Origin of the sequence: Paenibacillus amylolyticus (assembly GCF_036894225.1) — a bacterium.
GTDB lineage: Bacteria > Bacillota > Bacilli > Paenibacillales > Paenibacillaceae > Paenibacillus > Paenibacillus amylolyticus.
The window spans coordinates 2,528,288-2,554,890 of record NZ_CP145892.1; the positions used below are offsets into that span (position 1 = coordinate 2,528,288).

Consider the following 26,603-nt stretch of genomic DNA (forward strand, 5'->3'; position numbering starts at 1 on the left):
GATGAAATTTCGATATCATTTCCAGAAAGTTGTTGACCTGAAGAGTAATGAAAAAACACAGGCAGAGTGGATGTTATCCACAGCGATCGGTAAACTTCAGACGGAGGAAGAACATCTGATACAACTTCTTAATGATAGAAGTAATCTGATCGGCATTATCCAATCTGCTACGGAAAATACAGCGTCTGTAAACAGTCTGCAGGAGATGCAGCGATATGTACATCACCTTGACGAGTGCATTTCACGCAAAAACAGTGATGTTAAACATGCTCAGGTCAATGTGCAACGGAATCAGACGTTTCTGAACGGTAAGATGGTTGATGAAAAAGTATGGCTTGGAGCGAGAGACAAGGCCAAGATCAAATTTCAGCAGGAGATGCTCCTCCGGGAACAGAACGATCTGGACGAGATGGCTACTGTACGCTTCGCTGCCAAAGCCGGACGCGCGAATTGATGTGAGCCGGACGCGAAGTTGTCTCGTGAAGGAGGAATGAACGATGGCTGTTAAAGATGATAGCGACATGGAAAAAGAGTCGGGAGGCGGTTGGGAAAAATTTCTGATGATTTCAATCCCGATTGTATTCACCGTAGTATTGCTAGGTGTACTACTTACGCTATTTAATGTAGATATTCGTAATAATTTGTTTGAATTCGCCAACAAGATACCGGTAGTTAAGGAATGGGTACCTGATCCTGTACTGGATCCGGAGAAGGAGAAGCTGGAGAAGAGTGAGCAGCAGGTTGAAAGTGCTGAAGCCACAATCGAAAAGCTGAAATCCCAAGTAACTGCCAAAGAAACAGAGCTCAAGGCAGCACAGGAAGCGACAACAACTGAAGCAAAGAAGGCCACGGACCTTCAGAAGAAGTTGGATGATGCGGAAAAAGCGGCTGAAACGGCTACAGCAGCAACGCCGGAAACGGAATCTGATTATCAGAAACAAATCAAAGATTTGGCTAAAATGTATGCTGACATGAGCCCAAGCAAAGCTGCACCGATTTTGCAAAATATGACGAATGAGGAAATGGTATTGTTGTTGAATGCCATGCAGTCATCTGCTCGGACCAAGGTGCTTGAAAAGATGGACCCGAAAACGGCAGCCGATGTCACCATGATGATGAAGGATGCTAAACCGTCCGGGGATCTGGCACTGGATGCGCTGCAATCCAGATTGAAGAAAGAAACCACAGCAACTTCAACTGCATCCACAACCACAAGCAAAAACCTGGATAAAAACCAGCTTAGTCAAACATTTGCTTCGATGTCTGCTTCAAGTGGTGCCAAGTTATTATTGGAAACATACAAGTTGAGTCCTGACAAAACATTGACCATCCTGAATTCAGTAGATGATGCAACACGCTCTCAATTGCTTGAGAACATGTCTTCAGAGGATTCGGTTGAAACTGCAAAAATTTTGAACAGATTAATGGGTAACAAGTAGAACTGATTACTCTGTATAACCGAGAGGAGGTGAAAATAAATGTCGATTGTATATCAAATGGCATCCACAGCATCTGCAAAAGCAACGGGGACAGGTCAGACAACCGGAGCACAATCGAAAGGTTCAGCTGCAGGTGCTAGCGGTGAATTTCTCCAAACTCTTGCACAATCGCTATCTGGAGGAAACACAGAAGGTGATAGTTCAAGCGCTACTGGAAGTTTAACTGCCAATCCGTTGTTGTTTTCCTTTGCTACAAGTGAAGAAGGAGAAGCGGCATCAATCACAGATATACTGAATTCGTTGTTCACGGACTTGGATTCACTTGACGAAGCTTTGGAAAATGACCCAGCTCTACTTGCAGGTTTGCAAACTCTGATTCAACAGATGTATACACAATTAAGTGATCCTTCAGGTACTAATGCAGAAGGTTCCGACGAGTCTTCGAACGGAGCCGAAAGTGTAAAAACAGTACCCGCAATTGAACTGTCGCAGCATCCTGCAGCAGTACGTTTTGTTCTGCAAGATATGCTTACACAATTAGTAGCTGGAATGAATGATCCTGAGAGTAACGTTGCGAAGAACGCTCCTGAATTCAAACATTTGTTACAATCTCTGCAGAGTCAGCTTCAAGAGGCTGGAGTGGATACCACTAGTAACAAAGGATGGACTGAACTGAAATCCATACTGGATACATTGACTGCAGTTAAGGATCAGACTGCACAAGTTGCTCCAAGTACTTCGCTTCAAACATCCAAACAGGATTCGGTCGTACCACAAGTTCTTGTTGCGGCAGTGGCGAATTCTGGATCCCAGGTGAAAGCTGAAGCTGAGACAACATCTGCTTCAAATGCAGGTGGAGAAGTGGAACACTCAACCATCATTACTGCAGGAGAGCTGTCCTTGCGTTCATCAGGTACAACAGCAGGAAAACCGGCTGAACCTGTAATGCAAACATCACAGTTTGCCAAGGAAATGACACAGTTTGTTGTTAACAAGCTGGATATTGTCCAGCAAAAAGGATTTTCCGAGGCGACCATCTCACTTCGGCCTGAGCATCTAGGTAAGTTGGATGTTCAAATTACCTTACAGAACGGGCAGTTGGTTGCACGGTTTATGACTGAGCATACGATGGCTAAAGACATGCTTGAACAACAAATGACGCAGCTGCGTTCATCACTTCAAGCCCAGGGAATTCAAGTGGAACGACTTGAGGTTACCCAGAACAGTTCAATCGGATCACAGATGTATCAGGACGGAGGCCGTCAGCCGGGAAGTAACTCTCAACAACAACGCCGTTCGCGTGAGCGTGAGGAACAATCGGATGATGCTATAGCTACAGCAGGGATTCAAGAAGAATTGCGTAACTGGCGTAGCGAGCAAGTCGAAGGAAACGAATTACAGAGAGATACGTTTAGTGCTGAGGCTTAAATAGAAATGAGGTGAGTAAATGGCTAATGAAAATGTTTCAATGAATAATACCTGGCCGAACTATTCGGCAGCCAATAAAGCAACCACAAGTGCTGCAACAAAAGAATTGGGTAAAGATCAGTTTCTAAAAATCCTGATTACCCAGCTGCAAAATCAAGACCCGATGCAGCCAATGGAGGATAAGGAATTTATCGCTCAAATGGCACAGTTCAGCTCAGTGGAACAACTGGTCAATATTTCTACGCAGCTTAAAACATTGAACCAGTCCCTTGGTGCTGTATCCGGCATGATTGGCATGGAGGTAAGTTGGCTTTCTTCTAATAAAGATGATAACGGAACTCTTCGTCAGGGTATTGTAGATTCCATCATTGTAAGAGATAGCGTTCAATACGCAAAAGTGGGCAACGACGAGATTAAGCTGGATGAGATCATTCAGGTGAATTATCCAAAACAGGCAGAAGAGAGTCAAACTCCGGTACAGAACGTTCAGGATGTAACTCCTGAAACGAACGAGAGCCAGGAAGTTGAATCATCCGCTGAAACGGGTGATACAGAAGATAGCGGGAAAACGATATGAGTGATCGCATAACGGTTGGACAATTATACGCAGGCCCGATTACACCGAATATGCTTCAAAGACCCAAAACGGGAGAAGCTTCGGCTATACCCGAAAAACCTTTTGCAAAGGTGCTGGAAGATAATCTTCTGAAATTGAGCAATCATGCTGCCAAACGATTGGAACAGCGTGGTATTGAACTCAAGACCGAGCAAATGGAACAGATTGGTTCTGCTTTGGACAAAGCTGCTGCCAAAGGAGCCAAAGAGTCATTGATTTTAATGCAGGATATGGCTTTTATCGTCAATGTCAAAAATCGTACTGTGGTTACAGCTATGGATAGTGAGAGCATGAAGAATAATGTGTTCACTCAGATTGATAGTGCCGTAATCATTTCTTGACCGGCTGGCCCTTCTCGGGAGCCGGAATGCCGCTGACCGACTGATGCGGTAACCAAATGAAGACTGGGAGGATTTTTAAAAATGTTGAAATCAATGTACTCAGGCGTTTCCGGGATGCGGGGTTTCCAAACAAAACTCGACGTAATTGGTAACAATATTGCGAACGTAAACACGGTTGGCTTCAAAGGCAGTCGGGTTATGTTCAAAGATATTATGAGCCAAACAACGGCAGGGGTAACTGCCCCAACTGATGCTCCATCTGGTGGTGTGAATGCAAAGCAAATCGGTTTGGGTGTATCTGTGGGATCTATAGATACACTGCATCTCGCAGGAAGCCCAATGACTACAAACAATCCGACAGACTTACGTATTAACGGAGATGGCTTTTTTCTTGTCTCCCTGGGTGGAGATCAGGAAATTCCTTACTTGACACGTGCAGGGGATTTCCATGTTGATGCTGCTCGAAATCTTGTAACTTCAGATGGTTTGTTCGTCTTAAGTAGTGAGGGAGAGCCCATTACAATTGGGGATGATGTTGTTTCATTCACAATCGGACAGAACGGTATGATTAATCAGACAATGGCTGATGGAACAATCGAAGGCGATACTCAAATTGGAATAGGGAAGGTAGTTAACCCTGAAGGATTGGAAAAAATAGGGGGTAACCTATACCGGATGACAGCTAACGCAAATCCTGACGGTACTCTTGATCCTTTAACAGCGAACAGTGCTGAGGACGGAACAGGAGCAATCATTGCTGGACAGCTCGAGATGTCTAACGTGGATCTGACTGGAGAGTTTACTGAGATGATCGTAGCTCAACGTGGATTCCAGGCAAACTCCCGAATCATTACAACGTCGGATGAAATACTTCAGGAAGTTGTTAACCTGAAACGTTAATAACTGATTAATGAATTTTTAAAACGTGGGGGAGCTTGCTCCTCCCACTCTGATTAAGGGGGCTTAGCATGATTTCGGTTACGCGGTTAAATGGTTCTCCCATGTGGTTAAATGCGCTGATGGTTGAAATTGTGGAAGAGACGCCGGATACGTATATTACTCTGGTAACTGGAAAGAGACTGATTGTGCTTGAAAAAGCTGCTGACGTTATTTCCAAGATTAAAGATTACAACCGTGAAATCGGGGTTCAGGCAGCCACTATTAAAGTGCAGCAAACGGAGGAATCCTGATGAAAAAAATGATGCCCTGGCTTGCAACAATGTTGCTGGCGATAACACTCATTGTGGTGGTTGTGTTTGTATTTATGCAAGGACAGAACGGGAATAAGGACGACACACATACGGCGGCAGCCTCAGAAGCTAAGAAGATGACTGCGGATGAGATTGTAGAGGTTTCCTCTGAGCTTGGAGAAATTAAAACCAATTTGGCTGATACGGATCATGTTGTAGTTGTCAGCTTCTCATTCAAGTTGTCAGACAAAACAGCCAAAGAAGATTTCGAGAAAATCAAAGAAATTACAGTGAAGCCTATTATCATTCAGACGTTTGCGGATACAAAGTCTGAGGAGCTGGCTACAGCGAAGGGCCGCGTACAATTTAATGAGAGATTGACGGGACTAATTAATGAAGCTTTACCTGAAGGTAAGTTGAGCAGCACCAGTTTTTCAGCTTTTGTAATGGCGCCAATGTAAATGAACAGAACACGCTGTAGACCTGTAAGGGGGTGAGAACATGGTGGATGTATTATCACAAAATGAGATTGACGCCCTATTAGCAGCCCTTTCTTCTGGTGAAATGGACGCAGAAGAATTGAAGAAGGAAGAAACTCAGAAGAAAATCAGATCGTACGATTTTAAGCGGGCAGTGCGTTTTTCCAAAGACCATATCAGAAGCTTGACTCGTATTCACGAAAACTTTGCACGCTTTCTCACCACTTATTTTTCAGCCCAACTGCGGACGTTCGTTCAAATCAATGTCGTTCAGGTCGAACAGTTGCCTTATGATGAGTTTATCCGTTCTATTCCTAAGATGACGATATTGAACATTTTTGAAGCGGAGCCACTACAGGGACGAATGGTGATGGAAGTCCATCCAAACGTGGGATATGCGATGTTGGATCGCCTGCTTGGTGGAACCGGAATTGCTCCAACCAAGATCGCATCCATGACGGAGATTGAGACGACCATCATGGAGCGGATATTCAGCCGAGCATTTGAAAGTTTGCAGGAAGCATGGAAGACTGTGTTGGATATTTCCCCAAGGATGGAAGCGCTCGAGACCAATCCGCAATTTATGCAGATTGTATCTCCCAATGAGACCATTGCTCTGATCTCGCTCAGTACCAAAATTGGTGACACGACAGGCATGATCAATCTATGTATACCGCATGTCGTTCTTGAACCTATTATGTCACGGTTGTCAACTCATCAGTGGTTTGTTTCGGAGAAGAAAACGAGAGCTCCGGAGGAGTATGATGCTCTAAAAGAGCGTGTAAACAAAGCCAAGTTACCAATCGTTGCGGAATTGGGAGAATCGAGAATTTCAATTGCAGAATTTCTGGGTCTGTCCGTTGGCGATGTCATTACGTTGAACAAACCAGTTGATGAGGGACTTTCCATTAAAGTGGGTGACAAACTGAAATACATGGGCAGTCCGGGGACAATCAAAGACCGTGTGGCTGTGCAAATAGACAAGATTGTCACCGAAGGAGTTGAAGAATTTGACGAGTAAGGATTATTTATCCCAAGAAGAAATCGATGCTTTGCTCAGGCAATCGGAATCGATAAACAGCTCGGAACCCGCTGAAAAGACGGTTGATGATTTTTTGACCGAGCTGGAGCAGGATGCCTTGGGGGAGATTGGTAACATTACATTTGGTAGCGCGGCAACAGCCTTATCCACGCTATTAGGCCTCAAAGTAGATATTACAACACCTAAAGTTTCTATCATTAGTCGAACGCAGTTTGAAGAAGCTTTTCCTAAGCCACATGTTGCCGTTCATGTGAATTACGTGGATGGATTCGAAGGTATTAACTCACTTGTTATCAAGAAGAGAGATGCCCAAGTCATCGCTGATTTGATGTTGGGTGGAGAAGGAAATCCGGTCGATGAAGAACTGAATGAAATCCATATTAGTGCAGTACAGGAAGCGATGAACCAGATGATGGGTTCCTCTGCAACCTCAATGTCCACGATTTTTAATCGTTTTGTGAATATTTCCCCTCCGGGAATCGATATTCTCAATCTGGAGAGTGGAGAGGGTGTAAGTAATCTTCCAGCAGATGAGACACTTATCCAAGTTTCATTTCGTTTGTTAATCGGGGATCTGATCGATTCCAATCTGATGCAGTTGCTTCCAGTACATTTTGCCAAAAGCATGGTAGATATGCTGATTGGAGGCGCTCAGGAGTCAACTGCCAGCGCACCAGTGGCATCAACACCTGAACCTGCGCCAGCAGCTGTACCAGCAACGCCACCACCGGTTGCGGAGCAGCCGCCCGTTCAGCACCAACAGGCTCCACAGGCTCCACAACAGCCTGCTCAGGACTATAACGGATATGGACAGGCCCCGATGGGTATGCCTCAAGGAATGCCGCCACAGCAGCCGTATGGCATGCCACCGCAGCAACCTTATGGTGCACCTCAACATTACGGTGGAATGCCAAATAGGAATGTTAACGTACAACCAGTTCAATTCGCCAATTTGCAAAATGGGGCGTATGGTCAGGTAGACGAAAACAATTTGAATTTATTGATGGACATTCCCCTTAAGGTCACCGTAGAATTAGGAAGGACCCAGAAGCAAATTAAAGATATTTTGGAACTGTCACAGGGTTCGATTGTCGAACTGGATAAGTTAGCCGGGGAACCTGTCGATATTTTGGTGAATAACAAACTGATCGCCAAGGGAGAAGTTGTCGTTATTGACGAAAACTTTGGTGTTCGTGTTATAGATATCGTTAGCCAATGGGACCGAATTCAGAAATTACAATAAGCACAATTTAGGGAGGACTTGAATCAAGATGGCAAACCGAATTTTAGTCGTAGACGACGCTGCATTTATGAGAATGATGATCCGGGACATTTTGTCCAAAAATGGATATGAGGTTGTTGGTGAGGCACAGGATGGCTCACAAGCAATTGAGAAATTTAAAGAGCTTCGTCCAGATCTAATCACAATGGATATTACGATGCCTGAGATGGACGGCATTGCAGCTTTGAAAGAAATCAAGAAGATTGATGCTAACGCTAAAGTAATTATGTGCTCCGCGATGGGTCAACAAGCGATGGTAATCGACGCTATTCAAGCAGGTGCTAAAGACTTTATCGTTAAACCGTTCCAATCTGACCGGGTTATCGAAGCGATCAGCAAGACACTGGGCGTTTAAGAGACATGATGATGGCTCAGGGTGATATTCCAGGAGGAGCTGGCGTGGGAAGTAATTATTATTTACAGCTTGTATGGGTGATTGTTGTCCTGGCCGTCATCCTGGCCCTTATTGTTTATCTGATCCGTTTTCTAAACAAAAGGAATCAGCAAATGTTCCGGCACGGCACAATTCGTACCCTGGGCGGAGTTGGACTGGGGCAAAACAAGTCATTGCAAATTATGGAAATTGGTGGATGTGTATATCTGCTTGGTGTAGGTGAAGACATCCAGTTGATAGATAAGGTTTCGGATCTGGAAGAGGCCCAAAGAATCATTGATTCCTTCGAACGAGATGCTGCTGCACAACAAGGAAATCTCTCACCTCTCATTGCCAAGCTCACAAAACGTTTCCGTAAAGAAGAACCGCCGCGGGAAATGGAACTAGAGGACACAACTTCTTTTCACGAAATGTTTGAATCCAAACTTCGGCAGATGCCTAACCGTAAAGAGAAGATGGAAAAGCTCCTGGATAAAGACAATACTACAGATCGGTCGAGGGATTCATGAAGAAAAAGATTTGGTTAGCGTGTTGTTTATTAGGACTTATCAGTCTGGCATCTGTAACGGTTGCCTTTGCCGAACCCATTCCGAATATTGATATTCAGATTGGAAACGGTGATGGAGGAACACCAAGCACGAGTTCACTGTCCATCATTCTGTTAATTACGGTGCTTAGTATTGCTCCAGCAATGCTTGTACTGATGACCAGTTTTACCCGGATTGTAATTGTGCTCGGTTTTATACGTACATCTTTGGGTACACAACAAATGCCACCCAATCAGGTGCTGGTCGGTTTGGCGCTATTTCTGACACTTTTCATTATGTCGCCGACGTTGTCTTCCATAAATCAGGTAGCGCTTCAGCCCTATCTCCAGGGAGAGCTTACGCAAACCGAGGCACTTGAAAAAGCAGCGGATCCCATGAAGAAATTTATGTTTAGTCACACCAGAGAAAAAGATCTTCTGCTGTTTATGAAGTACAATCAGACTGAACAACCAAAGACCTATCAGGATATCCCAATTACTGTTATGGTGCCGGCATATGTAATCAGTGAGTTGAAGACAGCATTCCAGATGGGGTTTATGATTTTTATTCCGTTTCTGGTTATAGACATTGTTGTCGCGAGTACACTCATGGCAATGGGGATGATGATGCTTCCGCCGGTCATGATCTCATTACCTTTCAAAATACTGCTCTTTGTCCTTGTGGACGGGTGGTATCTGGTTGTCAAGTCACTGTTACTGAGTTTTAACACTTGATCCGGAAAGTTAAAGGAGGACGGTCATGACTTCGGAATTTATTATCGGTCTGGCCGGGAAAGCGGTATACACGTCATTGCTGGCCAGCGCACCTATGCTTATACTAGCTCTGGTTGTAGGACTTGCAATCAGTATTTTTCAAGCGACAACTCAAATTCAGGAACAAACATTAGCTTTTGTGCCCAAGATTGTTGCCGTACTTCTGTCAGTACTTTTGTTTGGACCTTGGATCTTAAATATCTTGGTCGATTTCACGTTTAATATTCTCGATAATCTATACAGATACATAGGGTAGGCTTTAGCAGATGGAGACATTGTTGCAAAGTTTCCCTGTCGCTCTGCTTATGTTTTGTCGAATCACATCATTTTTTGTAACTGCACCAGTTTTCTCGGCTCGAAATGTGCCGGCTTCAGTTAAAATAGGTATCTCTGCATTTGTCACATTGTCTGTCTATCTGATTTACGGAATAGACCAGACCGTACCCACAGACCTGAGTTATGTCTTATTGATCATCAGAGAGATTCTAATTGGCCTGCTTTTAGGTTTTGTGGCTTATCTGTTGATGACGGCAGTTCAGACTGCGGGGACCTTTATCGATCTACAGATCGGTTTTGGTATGGCCAATGTATACGATCCAATGACAGGTGCTTCCGCTCCACTTACGGGTAACTTGAAGTATGCATTTGCTATGCTTCTGTTTCTGACAATGAATGGTCACCATTATTTGCTGGATGCGATAGTTTACAGTTACCGGTGGGTACCATTATCTAATGTGTTTTTCCTACGGTTGGCAGATGGAAGTATTGCTGAATTTTTGATTCAGACCTTAGGTCAATCATTTATGCTGGCTTTTCAGATGTCGGCTCCGATTGTAGTTGCGTTGTTTTTGACGGATGTTGGATTGGGTTTTTTGGCCAAAACTGCTCCTCAATTTAATGTATTTGCAGTTGGGTTGCCGCTTAAGTTACTCGTTGGTCTTGCTATTTTGCTTTTGCTGGTTCCCAGTTTCTCCTTTGTATTTAGTCAATTGTTCGAAGCGATATTCAGATCGATGGAAAAATTGCTTGGTACCATTGGACAAAGGCCCGGCTGAGTGAAACGGAGGAAAAGACACGGATGAAACTTCAACTCGACCTCCAGTTGTTTTCAGGGGAGAAGACGGAGAAAGCTACCCCGAAAAAGAGACAGGATACACGAAAAAAAGGACAGGTTGTAAAAAGCGCTGAACTATCTGGCGCATCCATTCTCCTAATCGTGTTTTTGATCATGATGGTATTCAGCAATTTCTATAAAGAACGTATAGTTCGTCTGTTTACAGATATCTTCATCAATCGATTGAGTATGGATATCACCGGAGAGAATGTGATGGCGCTTATGATGCGCTATGGCATTGAAGTTTTGTTATTGATCGCTCCCGTTTTGCTGGGTGCGTTCCTGGTTGCTTTGATCGTTAACTACATGCAAGTTGGTTTTCTTCTTGTAGGGGAAGGTTTGAAGCCAAAACTTGAGAAACTGGACCCGATTAAAGGTTTCAAAAATATATTCTCTCTCCGCTCATTAGTGGAATTTGCTAAATCCATTTTGAAAATGTCGCTTATCGGTTATCTCGTTTACAGTACAATTAAAGGCTACCAGTCAGATATTGCTTCACTTTCTCATTTTTCATTGGATGCTATTTTACATTTCGCTGCGTCGATCACTTTAAGTCTTGGTATCAAGATTGCAGTGGCATTAATGATACTTGCGATATTTGATTACATGTATCAGAAGTATGACCATGAGAAGAAGATTCGTATGTCCAAGCAAGACATCAAAGACGAGTACAAGAAAATGGAAGGTGATCCGCTGATCAAAGGTAAAATCCGGGAACGCCAGCGTCGTATGGCTATGCAGCGTATGATGCAGGAAGTGCCAAATGCGGATGTAATCATCACGAACCCGACCCACTTTGCGGTTGCGCTAAAGTATGAAGGTTCCGAGATGGAGGCACCACAGATTATTGCCAAAGGTCAGGATTATGTCGCCTTGCGTATTAAGGAAATAGCCAAAGAAAACGGTGTTATTACGATGGAAAACAAGCCGCTGGCACGGGCATTGTTCCAGAGAGCCGAGATTGGTGACGCTATACCGGCCGATTTGTTTCAAGCGGTAGCTGAAGTGCTGGCTTATGTATATAAACTAAAGGGCAGAACGAAATAAAAGGGGATCGGAGGCCGTACATTCATTGAAGATTAAAGATATAGCTGTCCTTGCGGGTATCATTGGCATTGTGTTGATGATGATTCTTCCGATCCCAACCTGGCTGTTGGACTTGTTGCTGGTCGTCAATATTTCAATTGCACTGATGATACTCCTTGTTGCAATGAACAGCAAAGAAGCGTTGCAGTTTTCTATTTTTCCAGCTTTGCTGTTGATCACTACACTATTCCGACTGGCTCTGAACATTTCGACTACCAAGCTAATTCTTGGTGAAGGGGATGCTGGAGCTGTAGTTGCTACCTTTGGTAGCTGGATTGCTGGAGGGCAAATTGCAATTGGATTTATCGTGTTTTTGATCCTCGTTGTCGTTCAGTTTATCGTTATTACAAAGGGGTCTGAGCGCGTAGCTGAAGTTGCTGCCCGATTCACCCTCGATGCGATGCCTGGTAAACAAATGAGTATTGATGCGGATCTGAATGCGGGTCTGATCAACGAGCAACAAGCTCGTGAGCGTCGTTCCAAAATTGAACGTGAAGCCGATTTCTATGGAGCGATGGATGGAGCAAGTAAATTCGTAAAAGGTGACGCAATTGCAAGTATTATCATCCTCCTGATCAATCTCATTGGTGGATTTATTATCGGTATGACTGTGCATGGGATGGCTTTCGCAGATGCGATGGCAACGTACTCTGTACTGACTATCGGAGATGGATTGGTAAGCCAAATCCCGGCTCTGCTTATTTCCACAGCAGCAGGACTTATCGTCACCAGAGCGTCATCAGAAGGAAACCTGGCAGATGATATTACGGGGCAACTGTTTACATATCCAATACTAATTTATATCGTAGCTTTCGTTATTGCCATGCTCGGTTTCTTCACACCAATTCATGTTATTACTACGCTTCCGTTGGCAGGTGTGTTGGCATATGCCGCGTGGCGTATGCAGAATAATCTGAATTTGAAACAAGTAGCGGAAGAACAGTTGGAAGAAGAACAGCAGATTGAAGAGGTTAGAAGTCCTGAAAGTGTAATTAACCTGCTTCAGGTGGACCCTATTGAGTTTGAATTTGGTTATGGTTTAATACCACTTGCTGATAATCAGCAGGGTGGGGACTTATTGGATCGGATCATTATGATTCGGAGGCAGTGTGCTCTTGAACTGGGGTTGGTCGTTCCGGTCATACGGATTCGAGATAATATCCAGCTCAGACCCAATGAGTATGTTATCAAAATCAAGGGTAATGTGGTAGGTGGCGGAGAACTGTTGTTGAATCATTACCTTGCCATGAGTCCTGGCTATGATGAGGAGTCTGTGACAGGTATTGAAACGACGGAACCTGCTTTTGGACTTCCGGCACTATGGATTGATGAAGTAACCAAAGACAGAGCCGAACTTGCAGGATATACGGTCGTTGATCCGCCTTCCGTTGTGGCTACACATCTGACGGAACTGATTAAGAAACATGCGCATGAGTTACTTGGAAGACAAGAAACAAAAGCACTTGTGGATAATCTCAGAGAGAACTATTCTGCCCTTGTGGATGAACTGATCCCTTCTCTACTTTCCATTGGTGATGTACAGAAAGTGCTTGCCAAGTTATTGCGTGAGAAAATATCTATTCGAGATATGGTTACCATCTTCGAGACACTGGCTGACTATGGTACGTATACGAAAGATCCTGATGTGCTGACTGAATACGTCAGACAATCCCTCTCACGTCAGATTACTCAGCAGTTCTCACAGAAAGGTGAGACACTTCGAGTGATCACGGTTGGACCTGGTCTTGAGAAGAAAATTGCTGAAAGTGTGCAACAATCGGATCAAGGCAGTTATCTTGCTCTAGACCCTGTATCTACACAAAGTGTATATCAGAAGCTCAGTGAACAAGTGAACCGTTTGATTCAATCAGGTCAACAACCTGTTGTATTAACTTCTCCAACCATTCGGATGTATCTGCGTCAGGTTATTGAACGTACTATGCAGGACATTCCTGTGCTTTCCTACAGCGAGTTGGAGCCGAATGTTGAAATTCAAAGTATCGGGGTGGTGAACTTATGAGAGTAAAACAATACGTTGTTGAGACCATGCCCGAAGCTATGCTTCAAATTCGCAAAGACCTGGGAAGTGATGCCGTTATTCTGTCCACCAAAGAGATTAAGGTGGGCGGTGTAATGGGAATGTTTCGCAAAAAACGGATCGAAGTTGTAGCTGCAGTGGATAAGGAAGAAAACAAGCAAACAACAAAGCCAGTACAAAATCAATTCACACCTGTACCTCGTGCATTTGTACCTGAGGCTTATCGGCAAACAGCTCGTTCGTTTGTTGCGGCTTCTGATGAGTCGGTGACAACGAATACAGCTGATCAAAGTGTACAGGACCAATCTGTGGCTGCACCGTCTGTGTTTGAATCGCGTAATATCGGTTCAAACATAGACAGCGGCTCAGGTTCTTCGAGCACGGATCATAAACCGCGACCGCAAGGGGCGGATTTTTCGGGTTCAACAACTGCTCCGAAGCCAACAGGTTCAGACCTGCAGCAGGATAAGTTGATGACTGAATTGCAGGATCTTAAACAGATGGTGACCAGGCTTTCAAAGCAAGGTACTTCTGCGGACCCTGTGCCAGAGGAACTGCATACGATCCGAGAACGTTTGACAGAACAAGATGTTTGGCCTGAAGTATGGGAATCCTGGTTTGATTCAATTCAAGCAAAATGGTCTGAGGATGGATTAAAAGAACAGGATGTAGAGCAAATAGTGAAGCTTGAGGTTATGCACTTTTTGGAGCAACGTATTGAAGAAGGCATTCTTCCTACCACGCGAATCGTCTATGTAGCTGGACCAACCGGTGTAGGGAAAACTACGACAATTGCAAAATTGGCTGCTGAACAAATGTTCAAAAAACAGCGTAAAGTTGGATTCATTACATCAGATACGTATCGGATCTCGGCGGTAGAACAGCTTAGAACGTATGCATCTATACTGAATGTTCCACTTGAGGTGGTGCAATCGCCTGGTGATACACAACGTGCCATTTCTCGATTAGAGAATTGTGATTTGATCTTTATGGATACAGCGGGTAGAAACTACAGAAATGAATTACTTGTTTCAGAACTGCAAAGTTTGCTTGCTCCTGTAGAGAATAGCGAAACCTTTCTGGTCATGAGTATGACTTCCAAAAGTGCTGATATGGTGCAGATCACGGAACATTTCAGTAAATATGGACTGGATAAGGTGATTTTCACCAAAATGGATGAGACTGGGAGCTGCGGTCCGCTATTTAACTTGTTACACCGTTTTCCACTCAAGCTCGCATATGTGGCAAATGGACAAAATGTTCCAGACGATTTGTTGAAACCAGATGCAGATTCGTTGTCCAAACAGTTGCTGGGAGAATGGTCACAATGAAGGATCAGGCAGCTACACTTCGAAGTATGGTCTCCGCGCCATTGGAAATGGAAGGCATTGAGCGAGATATTCGATCCTCGAAAATTATTACTGTGGCCAGTGGTAAGGGAGGTGTTGGCAAATCCAATTTCACACTGAACTTTGCCTTGGCATTGCAGGCTTTGGGGCAAAAGGTACTTGTATTTGATGCTGATATTGGAATGGCTAATATTGATGTTCTTATGGGTACGTCTTCTTCCTATAATCTTTACCACCTGTTGTACCGACAAAAATCCATAAGGGAAATCATACAACTGGGTGCCAGTGGCTTGCCTTACATTGCTGGAGGATCGGGCATGAAAGAGTTGTTCTCATTGTCTGATCGTGATCTGGAGTTTTTCGCCAGTCAAGTCGAGGATATTGCCCAGGAAATGGATTATGTCATCTTTGACACTGGGGCAGGACTCTCCAGAGAGAATATGAAGTTCATCGGTGCTGCTGATGAATGCCTGATTATAACTACACCTGAACCGACTTCAATAACCGATGCTTATGCTTTAGTTAAAGTTATGCACGGCCAGGAAAATGCTACACCCTTTCGGATGATCGTTAACCGGGTGGAAGACGAACGAGAAGCGGAACGGGTGGCAGAAAAAATAGCTGGAGTGGCGAGGCGGTTTTTGCAGACGGATATTCCGCTGCTTGGGTATATTTCAGAAGACGCCCAGGTAGTCAAGGCGGTTAAAAGGCAAATGCCCTATAGTCTGGCTTATCCCAATGCCAAAGCCTCTAAAGATATAGAGAAACTTGCTCTTCGTTATCTGGCTGTACCTGCAACTCCGGGATCCGGAACCTTGACAGGAATCAGGGGATTTATGAATAAGTGGCTTAAACGAACAACATGATTTCTGAATAAAGGAAACAGGGGTGACACAACATGGCGGCGTATCAAGTATTGGTTGTCGATGATTCCGCTTTTATGCGTAAGATTGTTACGGATTTGATCCAAGCGGATCCGGAATTCAAGGTTACGGCAACGGCATCAAACGGTAGAGAAGCGATTCAAAAATCACTAGAATTGAAACCCGATATTATTACAATGGACGTTGAGATGCCCGAAATGAATGGGTTGGATGCATTAAAATCAATTATGAAGGAATCTTTCGTTCCTGTGATTATGCTCTCTGGTATCAATGAACAAGGCATGAAAGAAACCATTATGGCGCTTGAAGCCGGGGCATTTGACTTCATTCGCAAACCATCTATTTCACATGACCAGGATATTGCTCAAGTTGGTAAAGCCTTGGTTGAGCGCATGCGTGCTGCGATGAATGAGGTCAAAAGAAAAGCTGATCGTGAGTTATCCATGAAAAATAGAGACATGTTGCGAGGAGCAGTTGCTCCCCCAACTCAGCCAGTGCAGAAAGAACTGCCGGCTAGGGATCGAGCGGAGCCTGTAAAAAAAACGATCGAACCTGTCGAGACGATTCAACGCTCTCTTCGAGAGCGGACTGAAGCCTTTCAGGCCAAAGCCAAGAAACCAATTGAACCATTGTCACCTTCAAAACCAGGTCGCGTAGAGAATAAACCGGAGCCTTTGCCAAAGGCTGAGCGTAATTTGGGGACGAAGGCAGAAAAAGCAGTGAGGTCAGCTAATCCAGTACAGACTCCAAAGGAAGTTCGACTACCTAATGCAGCTAGAGTGGCAGCTGATCAAATAGCGGCAACTTCTGCCTCTGCAAAAGCCAAGGATGTAATCAAGCCTAATCCTGTTCCCAAAGGTGGAGGGGGACTGGAAGGACCATTCAACAAACTTGTGGCAATAGGTTGTTCTACGGGTGGACCGAGGGCTCTCAAGACATTGCTCGAGCAGTTGCCTGCTGATTTGCCTGCACCGGTCATTATTGTGCAGCATATGCCGCCCAATTTCACACGTTCTCTGGCTCAACGATTGAATACATTCAGTCCACTGCATGTGGTTGAAGCTGAAGAGGGCATGGTTCTGAAAAAAGGAACCGCCTATATAGCACCCGGCGGATTCCATGTGAAAGTTAACAAAACAGCAGACGGGAAGTTTATCGTGAAGTTGACTGAAGATCAACCAGTGAATGGCCATAGACCTTCAGTGGATACGATGTTTGAGTCACTTCTGCCGTTTACATCTTTACAAAGGCATCTTGTTTTGCTAACGGGAATGGGAAGTGATGGAGCACGTATGATGAAGAGATTATACGAAGCCGGAGTTACATCAACCTTTGCCGAGAATGAAGAAACATGTGTTGTATATGGTATGCCGCGTTCTGCTGTAGAGCTGCAATGCGTTCGTCATCTTCTGCCATTGCAGGAGATTGCTTCTAAACTTGTTCAAGCAGTGAAATAACGGAGTGTAACTCACGGAGGAGGTGCCTCACAATGGACATGAACCAATATTTATCCATGTTTATTGATGAGTCTAATGATCATCTGCAATCGCTTAACGAAAACATGCTTCAACTTGAAGGCAATCCGGAAGACCTGGGCATAGTTCAGGTTATATTCCGCTCTGCTCATACCTTGAAGGGTATGGCAGCAACTATGGGCTTTGAAGATTTGGCATCACTGACACATAAAATGGAAAATGTGTTGGATCTGGTTCGTAATGAGAAGTTGAAAATGCAGGATTACATTTTTGATACCATGTTCAAGAGTCTGGACGCTTTGGAAACTATGGTTCAGGATATTACCGAAGGTGGACAAGGTAAAGCAGATGTATCGTCGATCGTAGCTTCACTTCAAGCCATTGAAAATGGTGAAATGACAAACGGAAATGGACCTGCTACAGAAACAAACAAGCCGGCTAACGCTTCAATCTCTTCGGCTGTGGAGCTGGATGAATTCCAATATTCAGTGCTGGATCAGTCGATCGCCGAAGGTCATCGTGTGTTCTACGTGGATGTGCTTGTTAGCGAGCATAGCCAGTTAAAAGGTGTACGGGCTTATATGGTCTTTGATATGCTGGAACGTTCAGGTGAAGTCGTTAAGGCTTACCCATCCGTTCAGGATATTGAGCAGGAGAAGTTTGAGCGCAGTTTCTCGTTGTATTACATAACAACTAAAGAAGCGCACGAACTGGAAGAAGGCATCATGAGTATCTCTGAAATTGAAAGTGCAAAGCTCATTCAACTGGATCAGGAGACTCTTCAGCAGATGGCCAATCAGGTAGCAGCTACAGTTGAAGCGCCACCCGCACCAACAGCTGTAGCTGAGGTTGCTTCGCCGGATAAGAATTCTGTACCCAAAGAAGAAACCACAACGGCACCAGCTAAAACAGCTGCACCGAAGCAAGCTGCTGCACCTTCACGTACCATTCGTGTGGATATTGAACGTCTCGACGTATTGATGAACCTGTTCAGTGAATTGTTGATTGACCGTTCACGTCTGGAGCAACTGGCCAGTGAAACAGGCAACAATGATTTATCCGATACAGTAGCTCATTTAAGTCGAGTTAGCACAGATTTGCAAAATATTGTACTGAAATTGCGAATGGTTCCGGTAGATACCGTATTTAATCGATTCCCGCGCATGATCCGTGATCTGGCTAAGACACTTGATAAAAAAATCGATCTGGTGATTACAGGTGCTGAGACGGAACTGGATCGTACGGTAATTGATGAGATTGGTGATCCGCTTGTGCATTTACTGCGTAACGCGGTTGACCATGGTGTGGAATCCATTGCAGAGCGTGTAGCTGCAGGTAAACCAGAGATGGGTACAGTAAACCTGCGTGCCTTCCACAGTGGAAATCACGTATTTATCGAAATTGAAGATGATGGTAAAGGTATCTATCGCGACAAGCTTTTGAAAACCGCGATCAAACGTGGTGTTGTTACCGAAGAACAAGGTGCCAAGATGAGTGATGATGAAGTGAATCAACTGTTGTTCGCACCTGGTTTTAGTACTGCTGATATTATCTCGGATATCTCTGGCCGGGGTGTTGGCTTGGATGTAGTAAAATCGAAGATCACTTCGCTTGGCGGTAATGTAACGATTCATTCAACTCCAGGCAAAGGCACGAACTTCTCTGTTCAGCTTCCGTTGACACTATCCATTATTGCTGCAATGCTTGTACGACTTGGTTCTGAGAAATATGCTGTTCCGTTGTCCTCCATTGTAGAGACGGCCATTGTACAACGTGAGCAAGTTCGTAATATTCACGGCAATAAAATGATCACATTCCGTGAGTCACTGATTCCGTACTTGTCTTTGAGCGAAGTATTCTCTGTACCGGATTTCAATGACGCTGATGAGCAAGAAACAGAAATTGTCGTGATTCGCAAAGGCGACCGTCTTGCAGCCGTAGCTGTTGAAGAATTTATTGGACAAAGTGAGATTGTTCTCAAATCAATGGGAACCTATCTTCCTGCTATTGAAGGAATCTCTGGAGCAACCATTCTCGGAGATGGACAAGTAGCCCTGATTCTTGATCCTAATGCATTTATTAAATAAGCATAGAGCTAAGTCTTACATTTAATAGGGAGGTTTTTTACATGGAAGAAGAGTTGAAAGTCATCGTCTTTAAATTGGGTTCCGAAGAGTATGGTATTGAGGTAGACAAGGTTCAGACGATTGAGCGCATGATGCCAATTACCCGTGTCCCCAAGACACTTTCCTTTGTAAAAGGAGTTATTAATCTACGCGGTGTTGTAATTCCAGTCATTGATCTACGCGGTCGTTTCTCCCTTCCGGAAACGGAATACACGGATCAGACTCGTATTGTTATCGTAGGTGTAGACGACATGCAAGTTGGCTTTATCGTAGATTCTGCTAATGATGTTATTGATATCAAAAGCAGTGCGATCGATAGCCCCCCAGAAGTGGTTGGCGGCGTCAAAGCGAGATACCTGCGAGGTGTTGCTAAATTGGAAGATTCACGCTTGTTGATTATGCTCAACCTAAACGAAGTATTAAATAAAAGCGAGATTGTACAGCTGGAAAGTGTTGAGGGCTAGTACCGTGGAGATGTTCAACCGATTTGAGGTATTCCAGATGGATGTGCTCAAAGAGGTCGGTAACATTGGAGCAGGCAACGCCGCAACGGCGTTGTCTCAACTCCTCAACAGACCGATTGACATGGGTGTACCTACAGTACAAATGCTCCCTTTTGAAGAAGTTGCCGAAAAAGTGGGCGGAGATGAACGCATCGTGGTTACCGTGTTTCTTCGTGTAGAAGGCGAAGCACCGGGAAATCTTTTCTTTATGATGACACCAGAGGCTGCTAAAATGTTGTTGAATAGACTTGCCGGGTTTGATCTGAAAGAAGGACTCGATTTTACAGATATGGAACAATCAGCGCTTTCCGAGATTGGAAATATTTTGGCTGGATCCTATCTTTCTTCTCTGGCAGATTTCACGAAGTTGTCTATGTATCCAACTGTCCCTGGACTTGCCATCGACATGGCGGGTGCCATTCTAAGTTATGGCTTGCTGCAATTTGGCGAGATGGGTGACGCTGCATTGTTGATTGACACATCTTTCTTTGAAGGTGAAGATCAAGTTGAGGGTCAGTTTTTCCTCATTCCGGATCCACCATCCTTTGCAAAGATATTTGAATCGCTAGGGGTGCCACTGAGCTATGATTGAGGACAAAAGCGTCGTTAAAGTCGGTATGGCGGATTTAAACATCGCTCATCTTCCTGGTGTAATCCGTACGACTGGCTTGGGTTCGTGTGTGGGATTAACAATGTATGACCCACATTTGAAGCTGGCTGGAATGGCGCATGTCATGCTTCCTACTTCGGAGATTGCCCGTGAAGGGAAACTGAACACTGCGAAATATGCGGATACGGCGTTGCCTGAGCTTTTGGAAAAGATGATTAAACTAGGCGCTTCTCACTCACGTATTGTGTCTAAAATGGCCGGAGGCTCTCAGATGTTTGCCTTTGCTGGCGCTGGAGATACAATGCGTATTGGACCAAGGAATGCAGATTCTTGTCGAGAGTGGCTTCAAAAACTCAATATCCCTCTTCTAGCAGAAGATACGGGTGGGAATTATGGACGAACGATTGAGATGGATTGTGAAACTGGACTTTTGACTATTCGAAGCGTACAAATGGGTGTAAAGGAACTATAAGACTATGATAGGAAACTACCGCATTAATCTTGGAGCAGGCATCGTTGGGTTTATTCTTACTTTTTTTGTAGCATACAGCAGCAATGTGCTGATGACCAGTTTAATTCGCGGATTGATCGGATTCGTAGCCTGGTTTGTCCTTGCATATGGTTTACGCTGGGGATTGGGATTGCTGCTGAACCCTCAGATCGAGGGAAATGGGTATGGTTATGATTCACCAAATGCTCAAGATCAAAGAGGTTCACAGGTGGACATTAAAATCGAAGACGATGGACAAGAGCTGAATGATTTGCTCAAGAGTGGACAGAACGCTTCATCTGGGGACGATCTTCCGCCATCTGAGACGAAAGCTCCAACGGGATTCGCCCCTTTGGATCCGCCTAAACTTGTCCGGACCAAGGATCCGGAGGAATTGGCGCAGGCCGTTCGTCACCTGACAGACAAATAAGGAGGGTGAAAGTAATTGAACGAGCGTAAAGCTTCACATTTGAACCATTCTGATCTGTGGGAAAAGTGGAAAGAACATGGAGATCTTGAAGCCAAGAAAACGTTGATTGAAAAGTATCTTCATATTGTAAATTATGTATCCGGTCGACTGGCTGTTGGTTTACCCAAAAATGTTCCCAAGGATGACTTGGAGAGCAATGGCGTTATGGGGTTAATTGATGCATTGGAGAAGTTCGACTATGAACGTGGTCTGCAATTTGAAACTTATGCATCATGGAGGGTCCGCGGAGCCATTCTTGACGGTCTGCGTCAAGGTGATTGGGTTCCGCGTTCTGTGCGTGAGAAGGCCAAGCGAATTGAAGACGCCTACCAACAGCTGGAACAAAGTTATCTCAGGTCTGTTAGTGATGAGGAAATGAGCGAGTACTTGGACGTATCCACTAAAGATTTTCAACATATGCTTCAGGAAGTGGCAGTCATGTCACTTTGCTCGTTGGAGGACCCAATTCGTGAGGAAGAGTCTGAGACTCGTCTGTCTTTGATGGTGGATGAGAAAGCCAAAAATCCGGATTATAAAGTGAATGAGTTTTATTTGAAGGAAGCTTTGGTGCAAGGGCTTGACAAGTTGACGGTAAAAGAGAGAACGGTTGTTTCACTCTTGTATTACGAAGATCTTTCTCTTAGTGAAATTGCTGAGGTTATGTCTCTTTCTCCGTCTCGTATATCCCAGTTACATTCCAAGGCAATATTAAGATTACGCGGCACGTTGGACAAACAGAAAGATTTGTTGATGCGTAAAGATTAATAGAGAGAAGTAATATCATTGGAGTTTGGGGAGTGGAAAGTCTAAAAGGGGGAAGAATTGCGGTGACACAGCGGACTGCTTTGGAACAATGTTTAAACATTGTTTTATCGGACGACAAATGCACAGCCTACCTTGAATTTTCCAAAGAGGAAGAAGGCTTTGCCTGCACGATCGATGAACTTGAACAATTTGTGGCAAACAAGGGCATCAAACAAGGTGTATCGCGAGAGGCATTATTACTTTTTGTGAACAACCCTGAAACCTATTTGAAAGATAAATACAAGATTGCAGAAGGTGTCGCTCCCATTCAAGGAACAGATGGCTTCATCAAGGTCCTGGTTGGAATGGACGATACGAATGAACGACGACCACTGGAATCGGAAGATGGAACTGTCGATTACAAAGAAGTGACCCGATTAAACAATGTCCGTAGTGGTCAGATCATTGCAGAGCGGATCGCTCCTACCGATGGCATACCAGGCAGGGCAGTAACGGGTGAGGAAATTCCTTATCGTCCGGGAAAAGAAGCTCGGTTTAAAGTTGGGAAAAACGTTGTGATTAACCCGGATGGTTCTGCGATGTATGCTGCACTGGATGGGCTGGTTACCAAAACGGACGGTAACAAACTGAATGTGTTTCCGGTTTATGAAGTCAATGGTGACGTTGACTACAATAACGGTAATATCGACTTTGTAGGCACAGTTGTCATACGAGGCAATGTACTTACCGGATTTAAAGTAAAAGCAGCAGGGGACATTCGTGTCGTCGGAGGTGTCGAAGGAGCTGAACTGGAAGCAGGCGGCTCAATCGAAATTACCGGTGGTATTATTGGTTATAACAAAGGACTGGTACAAGCAGGCCATAATGTTAAATGTACTTTCATTCAAGAAGGCAACGTAGATGCCGGTGAAGATGTTCTGGTTTCCCAAAGTATTATGCATTCCAATATTCGTGCTGGCCACGGTGTCATCTGTGCGGGAACCAAAGGTCTTATTGTTGGTGGCTCGATCCAGGCTGGTCAGAACGTCTCAGCGCGTGTTGTGGGCAACAGCATGTCCACGGTCACTTCCATTGAAGTTGGTGTGCTACCAAAGCTGCGTAACGAACTCAATGATTTGCGTAAGGAAGTCAGAGAACAGATGGATTCCTTGGACAAAACGAAGAAAGCTTTGACATTGCTGGATCAATTAGCTGCCGCTGGACAACTAACTCCAGATAAGATGTCGATGCGAATCAAGCTGAATGCTACGCAGAAATCTGCTCTTCGTATAAGTGAAGAAACGAAAATGCGTATCTTTGAAATTGAAAAGGCACTTGAAGATACAAGTAATGCTCGTGTTGATATTCTGAAGATGATTTATGGAGGCTCTAAAATAGTTATCGGCAGATACACGAAATTTATTAAAGATCCAGTGAGTCGAATTTCATTTTATTATCACGATGGTGATATTACGATGGTTCCATACGTTTAAGTACAGCATTCAGGCACAGGAAGAAATCCATTCGAAACCGTGAGGTGAGCGTATGAGTTTCAAAGCAGTGGAGTTGCAGATTGCGGTACCACGAACAAGTGAAGCGGGACGTTATCAAAGTGAAGCCCAGCAGCGACCAATTACGGATCAGAATCTTTTGGCAGAGCAAACGTCGAAAGAAGCAAATGAAGCAAGGCAACGAAGTGAAGCAATGGACGAAACTTCACAGACTTCGGTGCGTGATGGTCATAACCATGATGGGGATCAGCAGAGTGGTTCCGATGGACAGGAGACGGCTCAGGCTCAAGCTCAAGAAACTGTCAAACCTGCAGAGCACCCTTACAAGGGAAAACACATAGATCTGTCTTTATAATAAATGGTTGTTATGGACATGCAGTCTTGCGCACCGATGGTTGAATCAGAAGGAGAGAACCCAATTTGTCACCATGGATCATTATTGTCATATTAGGGGCCTGCGCCATCGCCTACGCTTGTATTATGCCTCGGAAAAACAAGGCGCAAGAGCCTGGGCATCAACTGGTGCAGGAGATGGAATCTACGCTTGAACACTACATGACCGAGATCGAAAATGATAATGATGCTCTTATTCAACGTGTGGCTGAAATGAAGGGAGAAGCGACAGCAGCCGATCAACGTATGCAATTGCAACTTCAGGAATTACAGCAGCGGTTGGATCAGCTGGAACAGAGCAAAAAGAATGAAGCTGTCGCATCACCTGTTCCACACTCCGGTAATGTATCCGTACAATCTTCCGAAGGTTTGCAAGCACAAGCGCTCGTGAAAAGTGTACAAGCAGAGGCGGCCCAGCAGGCGTTAGAAGCAGACCAACAGACCAGTGAAGTCGAATCTTTGCCTGGGCGTGAATCGATTAAAGATCGATATGCAGAACTCTTTAATCTACATGCTGAAGGTAAGTCGATGGATGCCATATCCAAGCAGACAGGCATTCAGCGAGGTGAGGTACAGTTAATACTGCAACTGGCAGAACGGGAGGAAAGCTAAGTCATGGACAAGCGATCCTTATGGATTGGTCTGGGGAGCGGCATGATTATTGGTGCGGTTTTGCTTCAACTGGCCACAGTTGGACAAAATGCATTGTCGGATAGTAATCTGGACCCCGAGCAGACTGCCAATATGACCAAAGAACAGCTTGAAACGGCCGCGAAAACCTTGGATATGAAGTTGGTCGGTTCTGAAGAGGAACTATACACAGAAGCAGAGTGGGTGGCAAAGAAAAAGCAGGAGAGCAGTGAGTTGCAGGGGAGTACAGCAACACCGCCAGAGACAGCAACCTCTACGGAAACACCTACCGAGCCTGAGAAGCCACAAGAGCCTGCTGCAAGTGAAGGTGAAGGGCAGAAAGAGATAACTGAGCCGAAGACAACAGAACCTGTAACGCCAAGCAATCCGAAAGGCGCAACAGTATCATTTAAAGTACGTTCAGGCAACAGTCTGGCGATCGTTGCAGCAAACCTAAAAACTGCGGGAATCGTAGATGATGCTCAAGCATTCATAAAGGCTGGCAAGGCTGAGCGAATCAATACCAAAATCCAGGTGGGTACCTATGCGCTTGAAAAAGGCGAAAGTTTCAAATCCATTATCGCAAAAATCACGAAAGAACCGTCAAACTGAGCATGCTCGGACAGGACGGTTTTTGCGTATTAAACGGTACATTTTCAAAGCTTGATAATAATTAGCGCCTGAGTTACATATCAAGTTTAAAATGATTCGATACTAGCAAAAAACGAAAAGTAGATTTTAGCTTCAAAGACTGTTGCATCGGACAGTCAGTTATGCTATATTAGATAACGGTGTTAAAACACACGCATGTGCTAATTTTGTTGAGGGTGCTTTCCTTATGGAGAGTCTTGGCGAAAAATGATGCCGGCGGAGGACACAATAAAAACCATATTAGGAGGTGTGTGAAGATGGCAGTAATCTCCATGAAGCAGCTTCTCGAAGCTGGGGTACACTTCGGTCACCAAACTCGTCGTTGGAACCCAAAAATGGATCGTTATATCTTCACTGAAAGAAACGGAATTTACATCATCGATTTGCAAAAAACGGTGAAAAAAGTCGAAGAGGCTTACAATTTCGTTAAAGGAATCGCAGGAGAGAATGGTAAAATTCTTTTCGTGGGCACTAAGAAACAAGCTCAAGATTCTGTTAAAGAAGAAGCTGAACGTGCTGGTCAATTCTACATTAACCAACGCTGGCTCGGCGGTACCCTGACTAACTTCCAAACTATTCAAAAACGTATTGATCGTTTGAAACAGTTGGAAGCTTGGGAAGAAGACGGTACATTCGCTGTATTGCCTAAAAAAGAAGTTATCTTGCTTCGCAAAGAAAAAGATCGTCTGGAGAAATTCTTGGGCGGTATTAAAAATATGAAAGGCCTGCCAAGCGCCCTGTTCATCATCGATCCACGCAAAGAGCGTATCGCTGTTGCGGAAGCTCGCAAATTGGGTATCCCAATTGTTGGTATCGTTGATACTAACTGCGATCCGGATGAGATCGATTATGTTATCCCAGGTAATGACGACGCGATCCGTGCTGTTAAATTGCTGACAGGTAAAATGGCTGATGCTGTAATCGAAGCTAACCAAGGCGAAGAAACTTCCGCTTAATAGATTCGAACATATGTTATAAACTAAATTAAAAGGGTGGTTGGCAGGTGGATAACCTCTCAC

At 44.5% G+C, this 26,603-nt stretch carries 31 protein-coding genes; all 31 read left to right on the top strand.

Features of this window, described 5'->3' with window-relative positions; all coding sequences use genetic code 11:
- Position 1 precedes the first annotated feature (1 nt).
- Positions 2-454: a flagellar export protein FliJ gene (fliJ, locus tag V6668_RS11415; protein ID WP_036670362.1), complete on the top strand. Its 453-nt coding sequence runs from the start codon at positions 2-4 to the stop codon at positions 452-454.
- A gap of 43 nt (positions 455-497) precedes the next feature.
- Positions 498-1,439 carry a MotE family protein gene (locus V6668_RS11420; protein ID WP_036609363.1) on the top strand — a complete coding sequence of 314 codons (942 nt, stop codon included), beginning with the start codon at positions 498-500 and terminating at the stop codon, positions 1,437-1,439.
- A 39-nt stretch (positions 1,440-1,478) separates the two neighbouring features.
- Complete coding sequence (locus V6668_RS11425) at positions 1,479-2,867, top strand: flagellar hook-length control protein FliK (protein ID WP_338708467.1); 1,389 nt, start codon at positions 1,479-1,481, stop codon at positions 2,865-2,867.
- A 19-nt stretch (positions 2,868-2,886) separates the two neighbouring features.
- Entirely contained in the window at positions 2,887-3,444 is a 558-nt protein-coding gene (locus tag V6668_RS11430) for a flagellar hook capping FlgD N-terminal domain-containing protein (RefSeq protein WP_017689182.1), read from the top strand.
- Entirely contained in the window at positions 3,441-3,824 is a 384-nt protein-coding gene (locus tag V6668_RS11435) for a TIGR02530 family flagellar biosynthesis protein (protein ID WP_036609362.1), read from the top strand. Before V6668_RS11430 ends, V6668_RS11435 begins: the two co-directional genes overlap by 4 nt.
- 81 nt (positions 3,825-3,905) lie before the next feature.
- Positions 3,906-4,724 carry a flagellar basal body rod protein FlgG gene (flgG, locus tag V6668_RS11440; RefSeq protein ID WP_036609361.1) on the top strand — a complete coding sequence of 273 codons (819 nt, stop codon included), beginning with the start codon at positions 3,906-3,908 and terminating at the stop codon, positions 4,722-4,724.
- A gap of 68 nt (positions 4,725-4,792) precedes the next feature.
- Entirely contained in the window at positions 4,793-5,014 is a 222-nt protein-coding gene (locus V6668_RS11445) for a flagellar FlbD family protein (RefSeq protein ID WP_017689179.1), read from the top strand.
- The gene (locus tag V6668_RS11450) at positions 5,014-5,475 is read left to right on the top strand and encodes a flagellar basal body-associated FliL family protein (RefSeq protein ID WP_036609360.1); all 462 of its coding nucleotides are present in this window, start codon (positions 5,014-5,016) and stop codon (positions 5,473-5,475) included. Before V6668_RS11445 ends, V6668_RS11450 begins: the two co-directional genes overlap by 1 nt.
- Positions 5,476-5,515: 40 nt before the next feature.
- Positions 5,516-6,514: a flagellar motor switch protein FliM gene (gene fliM, locus V6668_RS11455; protein ID WP_036609359.1), complete on the top strand. Its 999-nt coding sequence runs from the start codon at positions 5,516-5,518 to the stop codon at positions 6,512-6,514.
- Complete coding sequence (fliY, locus tag V6668_RS11460) at positions 6,504-7,778, top strand: flagellar motor switch phosphatase FliY (RefSeq protein WP_036609358.1); 1,275 nt, start codon at positions 6,504-6,506, stop codon at positions 7,776-7,778. The genes fliM and fliY overlap by 11 nt, the downstream gene beginning before the upstream one ends.
- Positions 7,779-7,806: 28 nt before the next feature.
- Complete coding sequence (locus V6668_RS11465; RefSeq protein ID WP_017689175.1) at positions 7,807-8,172, top strand: response regulator; 366 nt, start codon at positions 7,807-7,809, stop codon at positions 8,170-8,172.
- 11 nt (positions 8,173-8,183) lie between these two features.
- The gene (locus V6668_RS11470) at positions 8,184-8,720 is read left to right on the top strand and encodes a flagellar biosynthetic protein FliO (RefSeq protein WP_100529395.1); all 537 of its coding nucleotides are present in this window, start codon (positions 8,184-8,186) and stop codon (positions 8,718-8,720) included.
- Positions 8,717-9,472 (top strand): flagellar type III secretion system pore protein FliP, encoded by a 756-nt coding sequence (fliP, locus tag V6668_RS11475; protein WP_036609355.1) that lies wholly within the window; start codon positions 8,717-8,719, stop codon positions 9,470-9,472. Before V6668_RS11470 ends, fliP begins: the two co-directional genes overlap by 4 nt.
- A gap of 25 nt (positions 9,473-9,497) precedes the next feature.
- Positions 9,498-9,767 (top strand): flagellar biosynthesis protein FliQ, encoded by a 270-nt coding sequence (gene fliQ, locus V6668_RS11480; protein ID WP_017689172.1) that lies wholly within the window; start codon positions 9,498-9,500, stop codon positions 9,765-9,767.
- 10 nt (positions 9,768-9,777) lie between these two features.
- Entirely contained in the window at positions 9,778-10,566 is a 789-nt protein-coding gene (gene fliR / locus V6668_RS11485) for a flagellar biosynthetic protein FliR (RefSeq protein ID WP_036609353.1), read from the top strand.
- A 23-nt stretch (positions 10,567-10,589) separates the two neighbouring features.
- Positions 10,590-11,672 (top strand): flagellar biosynthesis protein FlhB, encoded by a 1,083-nt coding sequence (gene flhB / locus V6668_RS11490; RefSeq protein ID WP_179086416.1) that lies wholly within the window; start codon positions 10,590-10,592, stop codon positions 11,670-11,672.
- Positions 11,673-11,697: 25 nt separating this feature from the next.
- The gene (flhA, locus tag V6668_RS11495) at positions 11,698-13,731 is read left to right on the top strand and encodes a flagellar biosynthesis protein FlhA (protein WP_036609349.1); all 2,034 of its coding nucleotides are present in this window, start codon (positions 11,698-11,700) and stop codon (positions 13,729-13,731) included.
- Positions 13,728-15,080, top strand: a complete 1,353-nt coding sequence (gene flhF / locus V6668_RS11500) for a flagellar biosynthesis protein FlhF (protein ID WP_076318525.1) — start codon at positions 13,728-13,730, stop codon at positions 15,078-15,080. Before flhA ends, flhF begins: the two co-directional genes overlap by 4 nt.
- On the top strand, positions 15,077-15,964 hold the full coding sequence (locus V6668_RS11505) for a MinD/ParA family protein (protein ID WP_036670376.1): 888 nt from the start codon (positions 15,077-15,079) through the stop codon (positions 15,962-15,964). The genes flhF and V6668_RS11505 overlap by 4 nt, the downstream gene beginning before the upstream one ends.
- Positions 15,965-15,996: 32 nt before the next feature.
- Complete coding sequence (gene cheB / locus V6668_RS11510) at positions 15,997-17,439, top strand: chemotaxis-specific protein-glutamate methyltransferase CheB (RefSeq protein WP_036670377.1); 1,443 nt, start codon at positions 15,997-15,999, stop codon at positions 17,437-17,439.
- 32 nt (positions 17,440-17,471) lie between these two features.
- Positions 17,472-19,544: a chemotaxis protein CheA gene (locus V6668_RS11515; RefSeq protein WP_036609342.1), complete on the top strand. Its 2,073-nt coding sequence runs from the start codon at positions 17,472-17,474 to the stop codon at positions 19,542-19,544.
- A gap of 41 nt (positions 19,545-19,585) precedes the next feature.
- Positions 19,586-20,047 carry a chemotaxis protein CheW gene (locus V6668_RS11520; RefSeq protein WP_036609340.1) on the top strand — a complete coding sequence of 154 codons (462 nt, stop codon included), beginning with the start codon at positions 19,586-19,588 and terminating at the stop codon, positions 20,045-20,047.
- Positions 20,048-20,057: 10 nt separating this feature from the next.
- Positions 20,058-20,678, top strand: a complete 621-nt coding sequence (locus tag V6668_RS11525; RefSeq protein WP_100529443.1) for a chemotaxis protein CheC — start codon at positions 20,058-20,060, stop codon at positions 20,676-20,678.
- A complete protein-coding gene (locus V6668_RS11530) occupies positions 20,671-21,168 on the top strand; it encodes a chemotaxis protein CheD (RefSeq protein WP_017689162.1) in 498 nt (165 codons plus the stop codon). The genes V6668_RS11525 and V6668_RS11530 overlap by 8 nt, the downstream gene beginning before the upstream one ends.
- 4 nt (positions 21,169-21,172) lie before the next feature.
- Complete coding sequence (locus V6668_RS11535; protein WP_076208888.1) at positions 21,173-21,616, top strand: hypothetical protein; 444 nt, start codon at positions 21,173-21,175, stop codon at positions 21,614-21,616.
- Between the two features lie 15 nt (positions 21,617-21,631).
- Positions 21,632-22,420: a FliA/WhiG family RNA polymerase sigma factor gene (locus tag V6668_RS11540; protein ID WP_017689160.1), complete on the top strand. Its 789-nt coding sequence runs from the start codon at positions 21,632-21,634 to the stop codon at positions 22,418-22,420.
- Positions 22,421-22,482: 62 nt separating this feature from the next.
- Entirely contained in the window at positions 22,483-23,892 is a 1,410-nt protein-coding gene (locus tag V6668_RS11545; RefSeq protein WP_338708471.1) for a FapA family protein, read from the top strand.
- Between the two features lie 52 nt (positions 23,893-23,944).
- Entirely contained in the window at positions 23,945-24,265 is a 321-nt protein-coding gene (locus tag V6668_RS11550; protein ID WP_338708472.1) for a hypothetical protein, read from the top strand.
- A gap of 65 nt (positions 24,266-24,330) precedes the next feature.
- Positions 24,331-24,915 (top strand): hypothetical protein, encoded by a 585-nt coding sequence (locus tag V6668_RS11555; protein WP_036609330.1) that lies wholly within the window; start codon positions 24,331-24,333, stop codon positions 24,913-24,915.
- Between the two features lie 3 nt (positions 24,916-24,918).
- Positions 24,919-25,545 (top strand): endolytic transglycosylase MltG, encoded by a 627-nt coding sequence (locus tag V6668_RS11560; RefSeq protein WP_036670382.1) that lies wholly within the window; start codon positions 24,919-24,921, stop codon positions 25,543-25,545.
- Between the two features lie 296 nt (positions 25,546-25,841).
- Entirely contained in the window at positions 25,842-26,540 is a 699-nt protein-coding gene (rpsB, locus tag V6668_RS11565) for a 30S ribosomal protein S2 (protein ID WP_017689155.1), read from the top strand.
- Positions 26,541-26,603 lie beyond the last annotated feature (63 nt).

Coding starts and splice junctions, on each gene's coding strand:
- flhF (WP_076318525.1), top strand. CDS start 13,728: ATGAGAGTAAAACAATACGTTGTTGAGACCATGCCCGAAGCTATGCTT.
- V6668_RS11425 (WP_338708467.1), top strand. CDS start 1,479: ATGTCGATTGTATATCAAATGGCATCCACAGCATCTGCAAAAGCAACG.
- cheB (WP_036670377.1), top strand. CDS start 15,997: ATGGCGGCGTATCAAGTATTGGTTGTCGATGATTCCGCTTTTATGCGT.
- flhB (WP_179086416.1), top strand. CDS start 10,590: ATGAAACTTCAACTCGACCTCCAGTTGTTTTCAGGGGAGAAGACGGAG.
- V6668_RS11515 (WP_036609342.1), top strand. CDS start 17,472: ATGGACATGAACCAATATTTATCCATGTTTATTGATGAGTCTAATGAT.
- fliP (WP_036609355.1), top strand. CDS start 8,717: ATGAAGAAAAAGATTTGGTTAGCGTGTTGTTTATTAGGACTTATCAGT.
- V6668_RS11470 (WP_100529395.1), top strand. CDS start 8,184: ATGGCTCAGGGTGATATTCCAGGAGGAGCTGGCGTGGGAAGTAATTAT.
- V6668_RS11430 (WP_017689182.1), top strand. CDS start 2,887: ATGGCTAATGAAAATGTTTCAATGAATAATACCTGGCCGAACTATTCG.
- flgG (WP_036609361.1), top strand. CDS start 3,906: ATGTTGAAATCAATGTACTCAGGCGTTTCCGGGATGCGGGGTTTCCAA.
- V6668_RS11520 (WP_036609340.1), top strand. CDS start 19,586: ATGGAAGAAGAGTTGAAAGTCATCGTCTTTAAATTGGGTTCCGAAGAG.
- fliQ (WP_017689172.1), top strand. CDS start 9,498: ATGACTTCGGAATTTATTATCGGTCTGGCCGGGAAAGCGGTATACACG.
- V6668_RS11445 (WP_017689179.1), top strand. CDS start 4,793: ATGATTTCGGTTACGCGGTTAAATGGTTCTCCCATGTGGTTAAATGCG.
- V6668_RS11465 (WP_017689175.1), top strand. CDS start 7,807: ATGGCAAACCGAATTTTAGTCGTAGACGACGCTGCATTTATGAGAATG.
- fliR (WP_036609353.1), top strand. CDS start 9,778: ATGGAGACATTGTTGCAAAGTTTCCCTGTCGCTCTGCTTATGTTTTGT.
- V6668_RS11505 (WP_036670376.1), top strand. CDS start 15,077: ATGAAGGATCAGGCAGCTACACTTCGAAGTATGGTCTCCGCGCCATTG.
- V6668_RS11530 (WP_017689162.1), top strand. CDS start 20,671: ATGATTGAGGACAAAAGCGTCGTTAAAGTCGGTATGGCGGATTTAAAC.
- V6668_RS11420 (WP_036609363.1), top strand. CDS start 498: ATGGCTGTTAAAGATGATAGCGACATGGAAAAAGAGTCGGGAGGCGGT.
- V6668_RS11525 (WP_100529443.1), top strand. CDS start 20,058: ATGTTCAACCGATTTGAGGTATTCCAGATGGATGTGCTCAAAGAGGTC.
- V6668_RS11435 (WP_036609362.1), top strand. CDS start 3,441: ATGAGTGATCGCATAACGGTTGGACAATTATACGCAGGCCCGATTACA.
- V6668_RS11560 (WP_036670382.1), top strand. CDS start 24,919: ATGGACAAGCGATCCTTATGGATTGGTCTGGGGAGCGGCATGATTATT.
- fliJ (WP_036670362.1), top strand. CDS start 2: ATGAAATTTCGATATCATTTCCAGAAAGTTGTTGACCTGAAGAGTAAT.
- V6668_RS11450 (WP_036609360.1), top strand. CDS start 5,014: ATGAAAAAAATGATGCCCTGGCTTGCAACAATGTTGCTGGCGATAACA.
- V6668_RS11535 (WP_076208888.1), top strand. CDS start 21,173: ATGATAGGAAACTACCGCATTAATCTTGGAGCAGGCATCGTTGGGTTT.
- rpsB (WP_017689155.1), top strand. CDS start 25,842: ATGGCAGTAATCTCCATGAAGCAGCTTCTCGAAGCTGGGGTACACTTC.
- fliM (WP_036609359.1), top strand. CDS start 5,516: ATGGTGGATGTATTATCACAAAATGAGATTGACGCCCTATTAGCAGCC.
- V6668_RS11550 (WP_338708472.1), top strand. CDS start 23,945: ATGAGTTTCAAAGCAGTGGAGTTGCAGATTGCGGTACCACGAACAAGT.